General features: G+C 32.0%; 17 protein-coding genes. 4 read left to right on the forward strand and 13 right to left on the reverse strand.

The genetic code is table 11. The features are described from left to right. The first annotated feature begins 2 nt into the window (after positions 1-2). Entirely contained in the window at positions 3-1,625 is a 1,623-nt protein-coding gene (locus tag ACXAG4_RS08415) for a DUF1501 domain-containing protein (RefSeq protein ID WP_475295639.1), read from the forward strand. A gap of 186 nt (positions 1,626-1,811) precedes the next feature. Next, the gene (locus ACXAG4_RS08420) at positions 1,812-4,346 is read left to right on the forward strand and encodes a glycoside hydrolase family 2 TIM barrel-domain containing protein (protein WP_475295640.1); all 2,535 of its coding nucleotides are present in this window, start codon (positions 1,812-1,814) and stop codon (positions 4,344-4,346) included. 89 nt (positions 4,347-4,435) lie between these two features. On the opposite strand, the gene argS is transcribed toward ACXAG4_RS08420, so the two are convergent. Then, positions 4,436-6,208, reverse strand: a complete 1,773-nt coding sequence (gene argS, locus ACXAG4_RS08425) for an arginine--tRNA ligase (protein WP_475295641.1) — start codon at positions 6,206-6,208, stop codon at positions 4,436-4,438. Positions 6,209-6,687: 479 nt separating this feature from the next. Between argS and ACXAG4_RS08430 the strand changes: the two genes are divergently transcribed. Together ACXAG4_RS08430 and ACXAG4_RS08435 are read left to right on the forward strand one after the other, a co-directional pair. Further along, positions 6,688-8,757: a tetratricopeptide repeat-containing sensor histidine kinase gene (locus ACXAG4_RS08430; protein WP_475295642.1), complete on the forward strand. Its 2,070-nt coding sequence runs from the start codon at positions 6,688-6,690 to the stop codon at positions 8,755-8,757. Between the two features lie 22 nt (positions 8,758-8,779). Next, positions 8,780-9,400 (forward strand): chromophore lyase CpcT/CpeT, encoded by a 621-nt coding sequence (locus tag ACXAG4_RS08435; RefSeq protein WP_475295643.1) that lies wholly within the window; start codon positions 8,780-8,782, stop codon positions 9,398-9,400. Positions 9,401-9,404: 4 nt separating this feature from the next. Here the strand turns inward: ACXAG4_RS08435 and ctlX are convergent, their stop codons facing one another. From ctlX to infA, 12 genes are all read right to left on the reverse strand, one after another. Continuing rightward, the gene (gene ctlX, locus ACXAG4_RS08440; protein WP_475295644.1) at positions 9,405-10,340 is read right to left on the reverse strand and encodes a citrulline utilization hydrolase CtlX; all 936 of its coding nucleotides are present in this window, start codon (positions 10,338-10,340) and stop codon (positions 9,405-9,407) included. 1 nt (position 10,341) lies between these two features. Next, positions 10,342-11,259: a dimethylarginine dimethylaminohydrolase family protein gene (locus ACXAG4_RS08445; protein ID WP_475295645.1), complete on the reverse strand. Its 918-nt coding sequence runs from the start codon at positions 11,257-11,259 to the stop codon at positions 10,342-10,344. A 131-nt stretch (positions 11,260-11,390) separates the two neighbouring features. Continuing rightward, complete coding sequence (locus ACXAG4_RS08450; protein ID WP_475295646.1) at positions 11,391-12,677, reverse strand: citrate synthase; 1,287 nt, start codon at positions 12,675-12,677, stop codon at positions 11,391-11,393. A gap of 176 nt (positions 12,678-12,853) precedes the next feature. Next, complete coding sequence (eno, locus tag ACXAG4_RS08455; RefSeq protein WP_475295647.1) at positions 12,854-14,146, reverse strand: phosphopyruvate hydratase; 1,293 nt, start codon at positions 14,144-14,146, stop codon at positions 12,854-12,856. A gap of 158 nt (positions 14,147-14,304) precedes the next feature. After that, positions 14,305-15,408, reverse strand: a complete 1,104-nt coding sequence (carA, locus tag ACXAG4_RS08460; protein ID WP_475295648.1) for a glutamine-hydrolyzing carbamoyl-phosphate synthase small subunit — start codon at positions 15,406-15,408, stop codon at positions 14,305-14,307. Positions 15,409-15,533: 125 nt separating this feature from the next. After that, on the reverse strand, positions 15,534-16,010 hold the full coding sequence (rplQ, locus tag ACXAG4_RS08465) for a 50S ribosomal protein L17 (protein WP_475295649.1): 477 nt from the start codon (positions 16,008-16,010) through the stop codon (positions 15,534-15,536). 76 nt (positions 16,011-16,086) lie between these two features. Continuing rightward, complete coding sequence (locus ACXAG4_RS08470) at positions 16,087-17,079, reverse strand: DNA-directed RNA polymerase subunit alpha (RefSeq protein ID WP_475295650.1); 993 nt, start codon at positions 17,077-17,079, stop codon at positions 16,087-16,089. Positions 17,080-17,178: 99 nt separating this feature from the next. After that, positions 17,179-17,784, reverse strand: coding sequence for a 30S ribosomal protein S4 (gene rpsD / locus ACXAG4_RS08475; protein ID WP_475295651.1), 606 nt, complete (start codon positions 17,782-17,784; stop codon positions 17,179-17,181). A 202-nt stretch (positions 17,785-17,986) separates the two neighbouring features. Further along, on the reverse strand, positions 17,987-18,370 hold the full coding sequence (gene rpsK, locus ACXAG4_RS08480) for a 30S ribosomal protein S11 (protein ID WP_475295652.1): 384 nt from the start codon (positions 18,368-18,370) through the stop codon (positions 17,987-17,989). Positions 18,371-18,477: 107 nt separating this feature from the next. Then, entirely contained in the window at positions 18,478-18,846 is a 369-nt protein-coding gene (gene rpsM, locus ACXAG4_RS08485) for a 30S ribosomal protein S13 (RefSeq protein WP_475295653.1), read from the reverse strand. 106 nt (positions 18,847-18,952) lie between these two features. Then, positions 18,953-19,069 carry a type B 50S ribosomal protein L36 gene (gene ykgO / locus ACXAG4_RS08490; RefSeq protein ID WP_013305171.1) on the reverse strand — a complete coding sequence of 39 codons (117 nt, stop codon included), beginning with the start codon at positions 19,067-19,069 and terminating at the stop codon, positions 18,953-18,955. A gap of 94 nt (positions 19,070-19,163) precedes the next feature. After that, positions 19,164-19,379 (reverse strand): translation initiation factor IF-1, encoded by a 216-nt coding sequence (gene infA, locus ACXAG4_RS08495; protein WP_028289261.1) that lies wholly within the window; start codon positions 19,377-19,379, stop codon positions 19,164-19,166. Between the last annotated feature and the right edge of the window lie 2 nt (positions 19,380-19,381).

Genomic DNA, 19,381 nt, shown 5'->3' on the forward strand with positions numbered 1-19,381 from the left:
TTATGAAAAGAAGAAATTTTATAAAATTATCGGCAACAGCTTCAGTAATTGGATTAACCCCTTTTCAAGTTCAAGCTGCATTAAAATCGTTTATTCCTTTTGAATGCTCAAATATTTCAGGCAGAAAATTAGTGCTTATTAATTTAGCAGGTGCCAACGACGGCTTAAACACTATTGTACCTCTAAATCAATATGATACATATAGCAACTTAAGGCCCACCATAAAAGTTCCAGAAACTGGCATAAATAAATACATTACTTTAGATGGAACCTTACCTAACGAACAACAAATTGGACTAAACCCAGCACTTTCTGGTTTTAAATCTTTATATGACAAAGGATTACTTAGAATAGTAAATGGCGTAGGTTATCCATCACAAAATAAAAGTCATTTTAAATCAACCGATTTATATTTTACAGGAAACGACGGCAACAGTGTTTTAAATGGTTCTGAAACCGGTTGGATGGGACGTTTTATGGAACAATATTATGAAGATTTAATAGTTGAAAATTATCCACTAGCTGTAGAAATTGGTTCAAACAAAACCTCGTTAGGGTTTCATGCCGAAGAAGCTCATGGTTTATCATTAAATATTACGGGCCAAGACCCTGCAGGTTTTTATAATGTAGTTAGTGGCCTTGGGGGCGAACCACCTTTAAACATTCCAAATTCAGATTACGGAGATCAGCTTGAATTTATAACCAATACAAGCGCACTAACAAACACCTATGCTGAAGCTATTTCAATAGCCTTCAGTAAAGGTAAAAATGATATTTCATACCCTGATACAGATTTGTCAGACCAATTAAAAACTGTAGCAAGATTAATTAGTGGCAATTTAGGTTCAAAAATCTATATGGTGAGAATCTCAGGTTTTGATACTCATAACGCCCAAGTGCAAGGTGCAGGAGATGTACTTGGTAAACACCATGAATTACTTACAGAACTCTCTGAAAGTATGGAAGCTTTTGTATTAGATTTAGAAAGCCAGAATTTAAGTGGTGATGTTGTTGGTGTAACCTTCTCTGAATTTGGTAGAAAAGCAGCTGAAAACGGCAACTTTGGTACAGACCATGGCGAAATTGCTCCCATGTTTGTATTTGGCAGACCCATAGAAGGTGGTATCACTGGTATTAATCCTAATTTATCTGAAGCTTCAGAAGCAAACAACTGGCAAATTCAAAGCGTACAGTATGATTACAGGCAAACCTTTGCCTCTTTATTACAAGATTTCTTAGGAGCAGATAAAACTATTATAGATAAAACGTTCTTTAATCACACCTCTAATGATAGTTTTACAAATTTAAAAATTGCTGATATTTTAAAATCAGAGTTTGACATCTCAAAAGGCTGTGTCGCTTCAACTAATAACACAATTGATGATGCTAAAAACTGGTTGCTATACCCTAACCCATGCCAAAATGTAACACATTTAACTGGTATTAAAACTTCTGAAACCGTTAGTTATAGAATTTACAATGCCTCCGGACTATATATTTCTGAAAACACCGTTGCCATAGTAGATGGTAAAGCAGATATAAACTTTACAACTCTCAGAAGCGGTCTTTATTTAGTAGAAATTCTAGGAGATAAAAAAGAGATTCACAAAGTTGTAAAATTATAAATAAGTAATTTTTACAATGCTTAAAAAAGCATTCTGTATTATAAGCACCTCATGAGCTAATTTCAATCTTAATTTTTTAATTAAACACTACATTTTTACAATTTGTTTAGTAAAAATATAGATGCAATATCTTTGAATTTGGTTTAAAACTCCCAACTTTGTAGTAAACAACTAAACATTTACAATATGAGTAAAAAGCATATATTAGTTGGCTTAATAGCCTTCTTAATGTTATCCTGCGCTAAAGAAGAAACTACACAAACACAAGAAAATTTTAATTTAGGCTGGAACTTTTTTTTAAGTGATAAAGAAGTTAGTTTTAGTGACATTCAAAACAACCAATACAGAAAAGTAAACCTTCCTCATGATTGGGTTATTGAAGGTGAATTTGATGAATCTTTAGGAAAAGACGCATGGGCAACAGGTTATATAAGAGGTAAAGGTTATGGGTACTACACCAAAACGTTTGATAAGACAGTTTTAGATGATGAACTAGTTTACGTGTTGTTTGATGGCGTTTATAACAATGCCACAATTTTTATAAATGGTCATAAATTAGGGTTTCACCCATACGGATATTCACCGTTTTACTTTGAAATTTCAAAACACCTAAACAAAAACGGAAAAAACAATGTACTTGCCGTACAAATAGACCATTCTAGATATGCAGATAGCCGCTGGTACTCTGGTGCTGGTATTTATAGAGAAGTAGATTTAATAACCGATAAAAAATTACACATACCTGTTTGGGGTACTTTTGTAACCACGCCACAAGTAGCTAAAGACAAAGCTAAAGTTAATATTCAAGTTTCTGTTGAAAATGCTTTTTTACAAGATGAAGACGTTGAAATTACCACTAAATTCTTAGATGAAACTAAAAAAGAAGTTGCAAGTATTTCAAAAACTATTACGGTAGAAAAAACAAGTACTAAAAACATTTCTCAAAACGTTGAAATTAATAATCCAAATTTATGGGGTGTAGATAATCCTTCTTTATATACAGCAGTTACAACCATTAAAAAAGGCGAACATATTTTTGATACTTACGAAACGCGTTTTGGTATTAGAAGCATAAAATTTGATACCAATAAAGGCTTCTTCTTAAATGGTGAAAACATGAAAATTAAAGGAGTTTGTTTACACCATGATGTTGGCTTAGTTGGAGCTGCAGTACCTAAAGGTGTTTGGAAAAGAAGACTACAAGTACTTAAAGATGGTGGTTGTAATGCTATTAGAAGTTCACACAACCCTGCATCAAAAGTATTATTAGAACTTTGTGATGAAATGGGACTTTTAATGCAAGATGAATTTTTTGATGAATGGGACAACCCCAAAGACAAAAGGTACAACCGTTGGGAAGAAAAAAGTACAGATTACATCACTAGAGGTTATGGCGAGCATTTTCAAGAATGGGCTAAAAAAGATTTAACCAATGTGATGCTTAGCCACCGTAACCACCCTTCTATTTTTCAATGGAGCATAGGAAATGAAGTAGAATGGACTTATCCTAGAAATGCGGCATCTACTGGCTTCTTTGATAAAATGACATGGCAAGGAAATTATTTTTGGTCTGAGCCTCCTCATTCTATCGAAAAGATTAGAGAACTCATGAAAACCCTACCAAGAGGCAAGTATGATATTGGTAAAACTGCTCAAAAATTATCTAAATGGACCAAAGCAATAGATACCACAAGACCTGTAATTGCCAACTGTATTTTACCTTCGTCTAGCTATGAATCGGGTTATGCAGATGCGTTAGACATTATTGGTTATAGCTACAGAAGGGTAATTTACGATTATGGCCATAAAAACTATCCAGACTTACCAATTATGGGAACCGAAAACGTAGCGCAATATCACGAATGGAAAGCCATCATGGAACGCCCTTTTATTTCTGGAACTTTTTTATGGACAGGTGCAGATTATATGGGTGAAATAAGACAAAAATGGCCAACAAGAGTACAACCTTCGGGTATGATAAACACAGCCAGTTTCCCTAAAGGGTCGTATTACATGATGAAGTCTTTATGGACAGATGAACCCATGATTCATATGGCTACACAAACGCTAGAAAAATCATTATACAAGTTAGAAAACGACAATTTAGTTGAAAAGAAAAAAGATGGGTGGAAGCACTATTTATGGCGTTGGCAAGATGTAAATGAACACTGGAATTATAATGATGGCGAAACCGTTGTAACAGAAATTTACTCTAACTGCGATGAAATTGAGTTATTCCTTAATGGCACATCTTTAGGCAAACAAAAATTATCTGAAACTGTTGGTAATATTTACAAATGGGCTATTCCTTATAAAGAAGGTTCTTTAGTTGCTAAAGGTGTAAAAAATGGACAACCCATAGAATCTCAATTAATAACAGCTAAAAAAGCAACTAACATTAAGTTAAATACCGATACAACAACAATAAAAGCGAATAATGAAGATGTTGTGCATATAGTGGCTGAATTGTTTGATAACAATGGAAACCCAGCCAGAAGTGATAATAAGCTAATAACATTTACAATTAATGGTGAAGCAAAATTACTGGGAGTTGATAGCGGTTGGAAAAATAGTGTTGAGAAATTCCAATCTAACAAAGGCACAACACACAATGGAAAGATTTTATTAATTATTCAAGCAAAAGATAAAACAGGCGCTGTTGAGGTTATTGCAAATGCTGAGGGTTGCAAAAGTGATTCTGTAACTATCTCAATAAATTAGTGTAATTCAAAACCATAAAATAAAAAACCAGAGAAAATTCTCTGGTTTTTTTATTTCTTATTTTTTATAGATATACTTTTAAAAAGTAATTACATTCTTTCTGGCACATTAATCCCTAAAAGGCTAAACGCATTTTTTATTGTATTTGCTACTAATTTAGATAATTGTACTCTAAATATTTTTTCATCATCATTATCTGCACCTAAAATAGATACGTTTTGGTAAAATGAGTTAAACTCTTTAACCAAATCATAGGTGTAATTGGCTACTAATGCAGGACTGTGGTGTGCAGCTGCATTTTGTATAACCTCTGGAAATAACTGTATTTGTTTAAGCAATTCCTTTTCTTTTTCATGTAAACGTACTTGAACGTTTAAATTTTCAGCTGTAGCTTTCCTCAATATAGATTGAATTCTAGCGTAAGTATATTGAATAAAAGGTCCTGTATTTCCTTGAAAATCTATAGATTCTTTCGGGTCAAATAAAATACGTTTTTTGGGGTCTACTTTTAAAATGTAATATTTTAACGCTCCTAAACCTATTGTTTTATAAAGGTTTTTCTTTTCGTCTTTAGAATAGCCATCAAGTTTTCCTAACTCTTCCGATATTTCTTCAGCTGTAGTTGCCATATCTACAATTAAATCATCGGCATCAACTACGGTTCCTTCACGGCTTTTCATTTTTCCGCTAGGTAAATCTACCATACCATAACTTAAATGGTATAAATTTTCGGCCCAAGAAAATCCTAATTTCTTCAGAATTAAAAATAGCACTTGAAAGTGATAATCTTGCTCGTTTCCAACGGTATAAACCATACCACCAACATCAGGAAAATCTTTAACACGTTGTATAGCTGTACCAATATCTTGCGTCATGTAAACGGCTGTTCCATCGGCACGTTGTACAATTTTTTCATCAAGTCCATCTTCAGTTAAATCACACCAAACTGAGCCATCTTCTTTTTTGTAAAATACGCCTGTTTTTAAACCTTCCGCTACAAATTCTTTTCCTAATAAATAGGTATTACTTTCGTAATAAAGCGTATCAAAATCTACACCTAAATTTTTATAAGTTTGGTTAAAGCCATTATAAACCCAACCATTCATGGTTTCCCATAAAGCCACTACATCTGCATCGCCAGCTTCCCATTTTCGTAACATTTCTTGAGCTTCTAACAAAATAGGAGCATTTTTTTTAGCCTCCTCTTCGCTTTTACCACTGTCTATTAAAGCTTGAATATCTTTTTTATATTCTTGATCAAATTTCACATAGTAATTACCAACTAGCTTATCGCCTTTTAAACCGGTACTTTCGGGTGTTTCGCCATTTCCAAAACGTTTCCAAGCCAACATACTTTTACATATATGAATACCTCTATCATTTATAATTTGGGTTTTATAAACTTTGTTTCCTGCTGCTTTTAATATTTCGGCAACACTATAGCCTAAAAGGTTATTTCTAATATGCCCTAAATGTAAAGGTTTGTTGGTGTTAGGCGAAGAATACTCTACCATAACAGCTTTTTTACTAGCTTGTGGCTCTACAAAACCATAGGTTGTATTGTTTTTAATGCTATTGAAAAAGTTTAAGTAAAAAGAATCGTTAATTTCAATATTTAAAAAACCTTTAACTACGTTAAACGCTTTAACATCTTCAACATTATCAACCAAATAATTACCAATAGTTTCACCTATTTGTACAGGATTGCCTTTTACAAATTTTAACATAGGAAAAACAACCACTGTAATATCACCTGCAAATTCTTTACGTGTTGCCTGAAACTCAACAGATTCAATTTCTACATTATATGAAGCTAAAACAGCTTGTTTTACTTGATTAGATAAGGTTTCTTGTAAATTCATTTACGTTACTTTTTAGGTGGCAAAGATAAAACTTTTATGAAACCTTGGTTAATAAAAATTATTCCAATTACAACTTCTTAATTAAAGAAAAAACATTACTTAATATAATATTTGTACTACAAATATTACAATTTAGGAAATTAGGCGAACACCTTGTTTTTTAAGGTGTTCAACAATGTATTTCATCGATAAAAGTGTATTTTTTCTATGTTTTTTACCGTTTATCTATTCGTCGATTTTTTCATGATTTTTTCCCCGTCATTTTAACTGATTTATTGGTATTAAAACTTAAAAATTAGATTTTAATGGTTGATTTTTCAATTTTTGTTTCTGTAAAAAAGCTATTATTAGTTACAAGTTTAAGCTTGTACATTGTTGGTAACACATACTACTATCACTGTTTTATAAAGTAATCTTAATTTTCCCTCAAAATAAGGCTTCTTTTGTGGTTGTTTTATTGTGTTCTATTTTAAACGTTTATGAGGAGAATTTTTACTTTATTAACTCTTTTATTTGTGGGCATTAGTTATAGCCAAACTAATGACATAGATAGCCTTACCATACAATTAGCTTACCAAAACCAAGACTCAACAAAAGTAGACACCTCATTAAGTTTAATAAAATCTCTTTACCAAATTGGTGAATATGACAGAGCATTAAAATATATTGTACAAAGTGAGCGCTTATCTAGTGAGATTAAGTATGAAAAAGGTATTGCGCAAATAACATTTTACAAGGCACTAATTTATGCCCAAAAAGATGATTATATAAATGCCTTAAGCGGCTATAAAAGGGCTAAAGAGCTTTTTCTCAATTTGAATGATACACTACAAATTGCTAAAGTAAACAACAGTATTGCTAGTATTGAAATTAAACGCGGTAACTATAGCCAAGGTTTACAGTACACATTGGCTTCATTAAAATCTCTTGAAACACACAACGAACCGTTTCATTTAAAAGTAGCCTACAATAATTTAGCAACTGCTTACATTAAAAATAATAATTTTGATGAAGCGGTTAAGTATTATGAAAAAACACTGGCTTTACAAGAACAACTTAAAGATTACAAAGGCGCCAATATATCTTACAGTAATTTAGCTGAACTGTATTCGCAAAAGAAAGAACACAGAAAAGCTATTAATTATTATGAAAAAATACTGAAACGTGTTAAAACAGATTCTGCCAAAGCCCAAATTTACCCAAAACTTGGTGGTGAATATTTAAAATTTAACGATTACTCAAAAGCAACATTATACCTAGTAAGAGGCTACAATGTTACAAAACGAATTAATGATAAACCTAATTTATTAATTACTTTAAACAACCTTGCTAACTTAAATATTCAGCAAGATAGGTTGGTTGTTGCTGAAAAACAACTATTGCTAGCACGAGAAATTGCTATTGAATTAGATAACAAGCAAGAATTGCTAAAGCATTATAAACTTCGAAAATCTTTAGATTCTATTAAAAACAAGTTTGATAAAGCTTTTATCTGGCAAAAAGAATACTATGATTTAAAGCATGCGCTAAATCAAGAAAAAATTGATGCTTTAGAAACTAAGACCAACACTAATAATAATTTAACTGCTATTAAAGACTTAGATACACCTGAAATTAGCATTAGAAAAACAAAAAACCAAAACATAAACAACACACCTATAAATAATGAAAATACGCAATTAGACAAGTTCAAACTTATTTTTTACGGTTTACTTGCGGCTTTAGCTATAGTTACAACCTTTTTAGTTTTAATTTATTTAAAACGAAATAGTAACATAAAATACACCCAAGAATTAGAAGAAAAAAACATTAAAATTGAATTACAAAATCAGGCTTTTTTAGAGCAAACTAAACACCTTGAAAATGTAAACAATGTAAAAGACAAGTTATTTTCTATAGTCTCTCATGATTTAAAAGACTCATTATCATCAATTAACGGGTTTATTGAATTACTAAAAGATGGCTCATTATCTAGAGAAGAATTTGACAATTTAATTCCAGAATTAAGTGAAAATGCCAATAACGCATCGTTATTACTTTTCAATTTATTAAACTGGTCTAAATCACAAATGCAATCTTTAGATCCTAAACCAAGTTTGTTTGATATACAAGAAGTTTTTGAAGACAAAATTAAACTTGTTGATCAGCGTATTGAAAGTAAAGGCATAAACTTAGTTGACCACTCTTTACGTGATTTTGCTTATGCTGATAGAAGTATGTTTGAAATTGTGGTACAAAATCTTTTAGCTAATGCTATAAAATTCTCTAAAAAAGGTGATACAATTACCATTTCAAATCACATAAGTAACGGTAGTTGCATCATTAGCATTGCCGATACAGGCATTGGTATTTCAAAACAAAATTTGGAAAAGTTATTTAAAAATACGTCATTTACTACCATGGGAACCAGTAATGAAAAAGGTACTGGTTTAGGCCTCTCAATTTGTAAAGAATTAGTTGAGCTTAACCACGGTAAAATTTGGGTTGAAAGTACACTAAATGTAGGTAGTACATTTTATGTGCAGTTACCAAAATCTAAACCAAGTTAAATAACTTATTAACATACGTATTTTGAAAAAAACCTTCTTACTGCTACTTATTATAGCTATTTCTGCTTGTAAACAAAAAACTGAAACCCCAAAAATAGATAAAGAACTTGATGAATTATTTGCATTAATGCAAGGCTCTTACAATTCTGAAGCTCAAGCCAAGGCAGACTCTACGTATTACAATATTTCACTTCATATGTACCCAATTTGGGAAGATAAAGGAAATTACCTGTATGTAGAACAGGCTTTAAACAGCATGCAAAACAAACCATACAGACAGCGTATTTATGAAGTTACAAGAGATAGTGATAGTACATTCAAATCGGCTATTTATACTTTAAAAACTGATTCTTTATGGGTTGGAAAATGGAAGAATCCTAAAGTTTTTGATTCTATATCTCCGCAAGACATTGCTTTAAAACAAGGCTGTGAAGTTATTTTAAAGCGCTTAGGTGACAAGCATTATAAAGGTTCAACCATTTTCAAATCTTGTGAAAGCTCACTTAGAGGCGCTAGTTTTGCTACTAGCAAGGTTGAAATAACATCAGAACGTGTTTTATCATGGGATCGAGGTTTTGACTCTTTAGGCAATCACGTTTGGGGTGCTACCAAAGGTGCTTATATTTTTGATAAGCTGAAGTAATTAATTAAGCCTTAGGTAAAAACACTTCAGCCATCATACAACGAGCGCTTCCGCCACCACAAGCTTCAATAGTATCTAGCGAGCTTGAAATAATTGGACAATGTTTTTCAATTTGTGCAACTTGGTTTGGTGTTAAACAATTGTATGCCGCTTGACTCATAACCAAATACAGTTGATTATTTTCGCCTTTTACTTGCAGCATATTACCAGCAAAATTATTTACTTGTGCTTCAGTTATAGTAATAACCTCTTTGTTAGTTTCTTGTAATTTTTTCACTAAATGTTTACGCTCTTTTTTATCATCAATAGCATCTAAACAAATAACGGCAAAAGTTTCAGCTAAACACATCATTACATTTGTGTGGTATATGGCTTTACGCTGTCCGTTTACAGTTTGATTTGCTGTAAATACAACAGGCGTATACTCAAAATCTTCACAAAATTCAATAAACAAACTCTCATCGGCTCTAGCAGACAGTGCACAATAGGCTATTTGGTTTTCTCTATCTAAAAGAATACTGCCTGTGCCTTCTAAAAACACATTTTCGTCTTCCGCCGATGTGTAATCAACTATATTTTCAATAACAAATCCGTTTGCTTCTAAAGTATCTAAAACATCTTCTCTGCGTTCATGCCTTCTGTTTACAGCAAACATAGGATATAATGCTACCGTTCCGTTTTCATGAAAAGAAATCCAGTTGTTAGGAAAAATAGAATCGGGCGTATCAAAATCATCAGTATCAGACACTACAATTACATTAACTCCATGTGCTTTTAGCTTTTCAACATAAGCATCAAACTCATCTTGTGCTTTTTTATTAACGGTTGCAGGTAACAAATTATCAACTACTTTTTGGTAGTAATTATTAACCGCTGTTTGTTCATTCATCCTAAAATTTATAGGACGAATCATTAATATTGTGTTTGTAGTTTGTTGCATTTTAATCTCTAATTAATGGCATTGTAGTACAACGCAGTAATCCTTCTTGTTTACTAATTTCGGCATATGGCACCTCTTCAACTGTGAAACCTTGGGTTCTTAACCAATTATTTAATCGTGTAAAGCTTTTTTCAGAAATTATAACATCTTCAGAAATTGAAAACACGTTACTGTACATTTGGTACATTTCATCTTTTGTTATTTCAAATATGTTTTCGTTTCCAAAGAAATTAACCAACCATTTATATTCACTTTCAACTAAAAATCCGTTTTTATGAATTATGGCTTTATTTTTTCCTATGGGTTGAAAACAACAATCTAAATGCAATGCGTTTTCTTTGGCATTGGTGTTAGATTTTCTAAGCTCAAATGCTTTAACTTTTTTATGAGGAAATAACTCCTGAATAGCGTTTACCGCTTGTATATTAGTTCTGGCCGTAATTATATCTGGATAATCTTTACCAGTGTAAGTTCCTATAAAAACATAGTCGTTCCAGGGCATAACATCGCCACCTTCCACATGGCATTCTTCGGGTAAAATGATTCTATCTTTTTCATCAATTTTATTCCAAACATACCTAATAGCTTCAATTTCTTTATCTCTATCTGGTAAAATATTTGCTCTAACAATTTTGTTATCAATCACAAAAGCAATGTCTCTAGAAAAAATTTGATTGCAATCTTTTAAAACATCGGGTCTGTAAACAGTAACGTTATACTTTTCAAGCACTTTAGTTACAGCATCCATTTCAAAAATCATATCTTCTTCTTTTGGATAAGTGCCTGCTAAAACGTGTTCAACACTTTTAGGGTCATAACAATCTTCTACCTTTGGTGTTGGACCACAACTTTTGGCTGTACCCAAAATAACAGCTCTTAATCTAGACGTTTCATTTTGAATATTTAACTTCACTTGCATTAGAATTTTAAAGTTTCAAAGCTAATGATAAAAAAGTAATTTTTGAATAATTCTTAAAAATAAGTATTTATACAAAAAAAGCTTCACGGTTTTTACGTGAAGCTTAACAATTATTTAAAATAAATATATTTTTACCTGTCAGAAATTGCTTTGAATTTTCTTTCAGTTTCGCCAATATAAAGTTGTCTTGGTCTTCCTATTGGTTCTTTACGTAAACGCATTTCTCTCCATTGAGCAATCCAACCTGGTAAACGCCCAAGTGCAAACATTACTGTAAACATTTCAACAGGAATACCCATTGCACGATAGATTATACCTGAATAAAAATCTACGTTTGGATATAATTTCCTATCAACAAAATATTGATCTTCTAAAGCTTCTTTTTCTAAACCTTTGGCTATATCTAAAATTGGATCTTTAATACCTAAATCTTTTAAAACTTCATCGGCAGCCACCTTTATAATTCTAGCTCTAGGGTCAAAGTTTTTGTAAACTCTATGCCCAAAGCCCATTAAACGGAAAGGATCAGACTTGTCTTTAGCTTTAGCCATGTATTTTTTAGTGTCTCCACCATCTGCTTTTATAGCTTCTAACATTTCTAGTACAGCTTGGTTTGCACCACCGTGAAGTGGACCCCAAAGCGCAGAAATACCAGCAGATAACGATGCAAATAAACCAGCATGTGATGAACCTACAATTCTTACAGTTGATGTTGAACAGTTTTGCTCATGATCTGCATGTAATATTAATAATTTATCTAATGCATCTCTTACAATATGGTTCATTTTATATTCTTCAATTGGTACTTCAAACATCATTTTCATCATGTTATCAACGTAGCCAAGTTTTTTAGAACCGTAGTTTAGTGGTAAACCTTTCTTTTTACGCATTACCCATGCAACTAATACAGGGAATTGCCCTAATATTTTAACAATAGCTCTGTACATTTCTTCTTCAGAATCTACATTTACTGATGAAGGATTAAATGCAATTAAGCCACTAGTTAAAGAGGTTAAAACCCCCATTGGATGTGCATTTTTAGGGAAGGCATCTAGAATTTTGTGAACATCTTCATCAACCATTGAATTGTTCATAATATCTGTATGAAACTTGTTCAATTGATCTGAAGTTGGTAATTCTCCAAAAATTAACAAATAAGCTACCTCTAAGAAATCTGCTTTTTCAGCTAATTCTTCAATTGAATATCCTCGGTAACGTAATATACCTTTTTCACCATCTAAAAAAGTAATAGCACTTTCACAAGACCCTGTATTTTTATAGCCAGAATCTAAAGTTATTAAACCATTTGTTGCTGCTCTTAGGCTTTTAATATCTATTGCAACTTCTTTTTCAGTTCCTTCAATTAGAGGAAATTCATACTTTTTACCATCTATTTCTATGGTTGCGTTATTTGCCATAAGTTTAAGTAAATTTATTTTATTTAAGCGGAGTGCTAATTTACAAAATATCTAAGGATTTTTAAAGTACTTTAACCATAGGTTTACTAAATTAAAATATTGATAAAATTGATAGCACAAAAAAGCGATTATTAAAAATAATCGCTTTTTAAGTATTTATTATAAAATAAGTATTATTACTTAATTTTAAATGCTTTTTCTTGAGGAAAATATGCAACATCTGCAAGCTCTTCTTCAATTCTTAATAACTGATTGTATTTAGCCATACGATCTGAACGTGAGGCAGACCCTGTTTTTATTTGACCACAGTTTAAAGCTACTGCTAAATCTGCTATTGTGTTATCTTCAGTTTCACCAGATCTATGTGACATTACAGAAGTGTATCCTGCATTTTTAGCCATATTTACTGCTGCAATAGTTTCAGTTAAAGAACCTATTTGGTTTACTTTAATTAAAATTGAGTTTGCAATACCGTTTTCAATACCTCTAGATAAACGCTCAACGTTAGTTACAAATAAATCATCACCAACTAATTGTACTTTATCACCAACTTTTTCAGTTAAAGATTTCCAACCGTCCCAGTCGTTTTCATCCATACCATCTTCAATAGAAATGATTGGGTATTTTTCACATAATTCAGCTAAATAAGTAGCTTGCTCTTCAGAAGTTCTAACTTCACCTTTATCGCCTTCAAATTTTGTGTAATCGTATTTACCATCAACATAAAACTCTGCCGATGCACAATCTAAAGCAATCATAACCTCGTCTCCAAATTTATAGCCTGCGTTTTCAACAGCCTTTGCTATAGTATCTAAAGCATCTTCAGTTCCGCCTGCTAAGTTAGGGGCAAAACCACCTTCATCACCAACTGCAGTGCTTAAACCTCTATCATGTAACACTTTCTTTAAATGGTGAAAAATTTCAGTTCCCATTTGCATAGCGTGTGTAAAAGTTTGAGCTTTTACAGGCATAATCATAAATTCTTGAAATGCAATAGGTGCATCACTATGAGAACCACCATTAATAATATTCATCATTGGTACAGGAAGCGTATTTGCTGATACTCCTCCTACGTAACGGTATAATGGTAAACCTAACTCTGAAGCTGCTGCTTTAGCAACGGCTAAAGACACACCTAAAATAGCATTGGCTCCTAATTTAGATTTATTAGCTGTACCATCTAAATCAATCATTAATTGATCTATTAAGTTTTGTTCAAAAACAGAAACACCTAAAAGTTCTTCAGCTATAACAGTGTTTACATTTTCAACAGCTTTTAAAACGCCTTTTCCCATGTAAGTATCACCTCCATCACGTAACTCAACAGCTTCGTGTTCTCCTGTTGAAGCTCCTGAAGGAACCGCTGCTCTTCCTAAAACATTATTTTCTGTAATAACATCTACCTCTACTGTTGGGTTTCCTCTAGAGTCTAGAATTTGTCTAGCATGAATATTTATTATTGAACTCATAATTGGTTTGTTTTTTTACTTTAATTAATATTTCAAATTTAAGGTTTAATCTTGTTTTTTTACCGATGTTTGATAATATTTTTTTAAAAACATCGCTATAACGTTTTAGTAAAATATAAGCCTTAAAAACAGGTGTTTATAAGGCTTATATTGAATATTTATTTTTTTATATTTTCAATAAATTGATCGAATAAATACGATGAATCGTGTGGCCCAGGGCTTGCCTCTGGGTGATACTGTACTGAAAATACATTTTTGCTTTTCATAGCTAATCCTGCTACTGTATTATCATTTAAATGTACGTGTGTAACTTCTAAATTTGTATTAGCCTCAGCTTCTTCTCTATTTACAGCAAAACCGTGATTTTGTGATGTAATTTCACCTTTACCAGTTTTTAAGTTTTTTACTGGGTGGTTTATACCTCTGTGCCCATTGTGCATTTTATAGGTTGAAACACCGTTTGCTAAAGCTATTACTTGATGCCCTAAACAAATACCAAATAATGGTAAATCTCGTTTTATAATTTCTTTAGCTACTTCTTGAGCCTCAACTAATGGTTCTGGATCTCCAGGACCATTTGACAAGAAATATCCATCAGGATTAAATGCTTCTAAATCTTCAAATTTAGAATTGTATGGAAACACTTTTATGTAGCAATCTCTACTAGCTATGTTTCTTAATATATTCTTTTTAATACCTATATCAAGCGCCGCCACTTTATAAGTTGCGTTTTCATCACCAAAATAGTAAGGTTCTTTGGTTGATACTTTTGATGCTAGCTCTAAACCGTTCATGTTTGGCACATCGGCTAGTTGTTTTTTAAGTCCTTCAATATTATCAACATCGGTACTTATAACCGCATTCATTGCGCCATTTTCTCTAATGTAACTCACAAGTGCTCTTGTATCAACATCAGAAATAGCTAAAAGGTTATTCTTCTCAAGAAAATTTTCAAGTGAATCATCGGCAGCATCTCGTGAATATTCATAACTGAAGTTTTTCACAATAAGACCTGCAATTTTAATAGAATCAGATTCTACTTCATCTGCATTTGTACCGTAGTTACCAATATGTGCATTTGTTGCAACCATTAATTGGCCAAAGTACGAAGGATCGGTAAATATTTCTTGGTAACCAGTCATACCTGTGTTAAAACAAACCTCGCCAAAGGCTGTACCTTGTTTGTTTCCTACTGCTTTACCGTAAAAAATTGTGCCATCAGCTAAAAGTACTACGGCATCTTGTTTTTTTTGATATTTCATTTAATTAGTGTTGTTTTATGTGCTTTTACATGTTTTGTTGCACACTAAAAAGTTTTACAAAAATTCAAAAAAAAAGGATAAACTAAAAATAGTTTATCCTTTATATATTAAATGCTTATTAACATTTATTCTTCCTCTTCGTTAGTTGCTGTATTTTCTACCGGAGCTGCAGCTGCTGGTTTAGCACTACCTCTTCTACTTCTTCTAGTAGATTTCTTTTTAGGCTTATCTGCATTATAAATTTCGTTGTAATCTACAAGCTCTATCATAGCCATATCAGCGTTATCACCTAAACGGTTTCCTAACTTAATGATTCTTGTGTAACCACCTGGTCTGTCTCCAACTTTTACAGCTACTTCTCTAAACAATTCTGTAACAGCTTCTTTTTGTCTTAATTTTGAAAAAACAAGACGTCTGTTATGTGTTGTATCTTCTTTAGATTTTGTTACTAAAGGCTCTACAAATTGTTTTAAAGCTTTTGCTTTTGCAACAGTAGTATTAATACGTTTGTGTTCAATTAAAGAACAAGCCATATTAGCTAACATTGCTTTTCTGTGGGCAGTTTTTCTACCTAAGTGATTAATTTTTTTTCCGTGTCTCATGACATTTGTTTTATCATCTTGCTTCCAAACCACATTGCTGTGGGAGCAAAATATGATTAATAATTATGACTAAAAATTAGTCTTTATCTAATTTATATTTACTTAAATCCATTCCGAAGTTTAAACCTTTAACATTTACAAGCTCTTCAAGCTCGGTTAAGGACTTCTTACCGAAGTTTCTAAATTTCATTAAGTCGTTTTTGTTAAATGATACTAAGTCTCCTAAAGTATCAACTTCTGCAGCTTTTAAACAGTTAAGAGCACGCACTGATAAATCCATATCAATCAACTTCGTTTTAAGTAATTGACGCATGTGTAATGATTCCTCATCATACGTTTCAGTTTGTGCAATTTCATCAGCTTCTAAAGTTATACGCTCATCAGAGAATAACATAAAGTGGTGAATTAACGTTTTTGCTGCTTCAGTTAAAGCATCTTGTGGTGTAATTGAGCCATCAGTAATAATTTCAAAAACTAATTTTTCATAATCAGTTTTTTGTTCTACACGATAGTTCTCAATACTATACTTAACATTTTTTATTGGTGTGTAAACAGAATCTGTAAATATAGTTCCTACTGGTGCTGCAGCTTTTTTATTCTCTTCTGCAGGCACATAACCTCTACCTTTTTCAATTGTAATTTCAAGGTTTAAGTTTACTTTAGGATCTAAATTACATATTACTAACTCTGTGTTTAACACTTGAAAACCAGATATAAATTTCTGGAAATCGCCAGCTGTAATTCTTTCTTGGCCAGAAATTGAAATTGAAACAGATTCGTTATCAATATCATCAATTTGCTTTTTAAAACGTACTTGTTTTAAATTTAAGATGATTTCTGTAACATCTTCAACCACACCCGCAATTGCAGAAAACTCATGATCTACACCTTCAATTCTTACAGAAGTTATTGCATAACCTTCTAATGAAGATAGCAACACTCTTCTAAGTGCATTACCAACTGTTAAACCGTAACCAGGTTCTAAAGGACGAAATTCGAATTTCCCTTCGTAATCAGTTGAATCAATCATGATTACTTTGTCGGGCTTCTGAAAATTAAATACTGCCATATGTTTGTTTCTTCGTTTTAATTGTTATTTGGTTGCGCGGTTTATAAGTTTGAAGAAGAACAAATAAACCCTTTGGCCAAATACCAATGTTGTTAATTATTATTTAGAGTATAATTCGACGATGAATTGCTCATTGATATTCTCTGGAATTTGAATTCTTGCAGGAACTGAAACGTATGTTCCTTGTTTAGTATCATTATTCCAAGTAATCCACTCATATACTTGAGATGAGTTAGATAAAGAATTAGCTATAACTTCTAATGATTTTGATTTCTCTCTTACCGCTACAACATCACCTGCTTTTAATTGGTAAGAAGGAATATTTACTAAGTTACCGTTTACAGTAATGTGTCTGTGAGAAACTAATTGTCTTGCGCCACTTCTTGATGGTGAAATTCCCATACGGTAAACAACGTTATCTAGTCTAGATTCACATAATTGTAATAAAACTTCACCAGTAATTCCTTGAGAAGCTCTTGCTTTTTTAAATAATCCTCTAAATTGACGCTCTAAAATACCGTAAGTGTATTTAGCTTTTTGCTTTTCAGCTAATTGAATTGCGTATTCAGATTTTTTTCCACGGCGTCTGTTATTTCCGTGTTGACCTGGAGGATAATTTCTTTTTTCAAATGATTTATCTTCTCCAAAAATAGCTTCACCAAATTTTCTAGCTATTTTAGTTTTAGGACCAGTATATCTTGCCATTTTTAATTGTTTTTAAGAGTGGTTATGAATTAAGGTCTTAATCTTATCCTTCGATAACCGTTTGATCTCTTGTTGATACTTGTTGTTATTTTTCAGTTTGCAAATGTACATAAAAAATTAATATCATCTGATTATCAGATGATATTAATTTTTTATGTACTTTTTCTAACTACTTAAATGTAGTTAAAAATCTTGCTTTTAATTAAACTCTTCTACGTTTAGGAGGTCTACATCCGTTGTGTGGTAATGGTGTTACATCAATAATTTCTGTAACTTCAATACCTGCGTTGTGAATTGAACGTATAGCAGATTCTCTACCGTTACCTGGTCCTTTTACATAAACCTTTACCTTTTTTAAACCTGCTTCTTGTGCAACACCAGCAGCATCTTCTGCAGCCAATTGCGCAGCATAAGGTGTGTTTTTCTTAGAACCTCTAAATCCCATTTTACCAGCTGATGACCATGAAATTACATCACCTTTTTTGTTGGTAAGTGAAATAATAATGTTATTGAAAGAAGCTGTAATATGAGCTTCGCCTATAGACTCTACAATAACTTTACGTTTTTTTGTACTTGTTTTTGCCATATTCTTTTAGTTTCTAGCTGTTAGCTTTTAGTTGTTAGAATCCTAAACATTTCTATTTCAAGCAGATTCATCTAACGTCTAAATACTAATGACTAATATCTTATTAATTATGCTTTTTTCTTGTTAGCAACAGTTTTTCTTCTACCTTTTCTAGTTCTAGAATTGTTTTTGGTACGTTGCCCTCTTAATGGTAAACCAGCTCTGTGACGAATACCTCTAAAACAACCTATATCCATTAAACGTTTAATGTTTAATTGTGTTTCAGAACGTAATTCACCTTCTATAGTGTACGCAGCAATAGCTTCACGAATACCACTAATTTGGTCATCATTCCAATCTTGAACTTTAATGTTTTCATCTACCTTAGCAGTAGCTAAAATTTCTGCTGCTCTACTTTTACCTACTCCGTAAATATAAGTTAAAGCAATTACTCCTCTTTTTTGTTTTGGTATGTCTACACCTGCAATTCTTGCCATATTCTTTTAGTTTCTAGCGTTAGCTTTTAGTTGTTAGAATCCTAAACATTTCTATTTCAAGCAGATTCATTCTAACCACTAAAAAACTAATGACTTGTTTTCTAATTTAACCTTGTCTTTGTTTAAATCTAGGGTTCTTTTTGTTAATTACGTAAAGTCTTCCTTTTCTACGCACTATTTTACAGTCTGCGCTTCTTTTCTTTACTGATGCTCTTACTTTCATCTTTATATAGTTTAAAAGTTTAAAGTTCAAAGTTTAAAAGTTGAACAACTCTACTTTGCAACTTTTAACTTTATTACTTTATAACTTGATATAATTAATATCTATAAGTTATACGAGCCTTAGATAAATCGTAAGGACTCATTTCTAATTTTACTTTATCTCCTGGTAATAATTTAATGTAATGCATACGCATTTTACCAGAAATGTGAGCTGTCACAATGTGACCATTTTCTAACTCTACACGAAACATAGCGTTTGATAATGCCTCTATAATTGTTCCGTCTTGTTCTATTGCTGCTTGTTTTGCCATAG

It is taken from the genome of Seonamhaeicola sp. ABD4_175 (assembly GCF_056160885.1).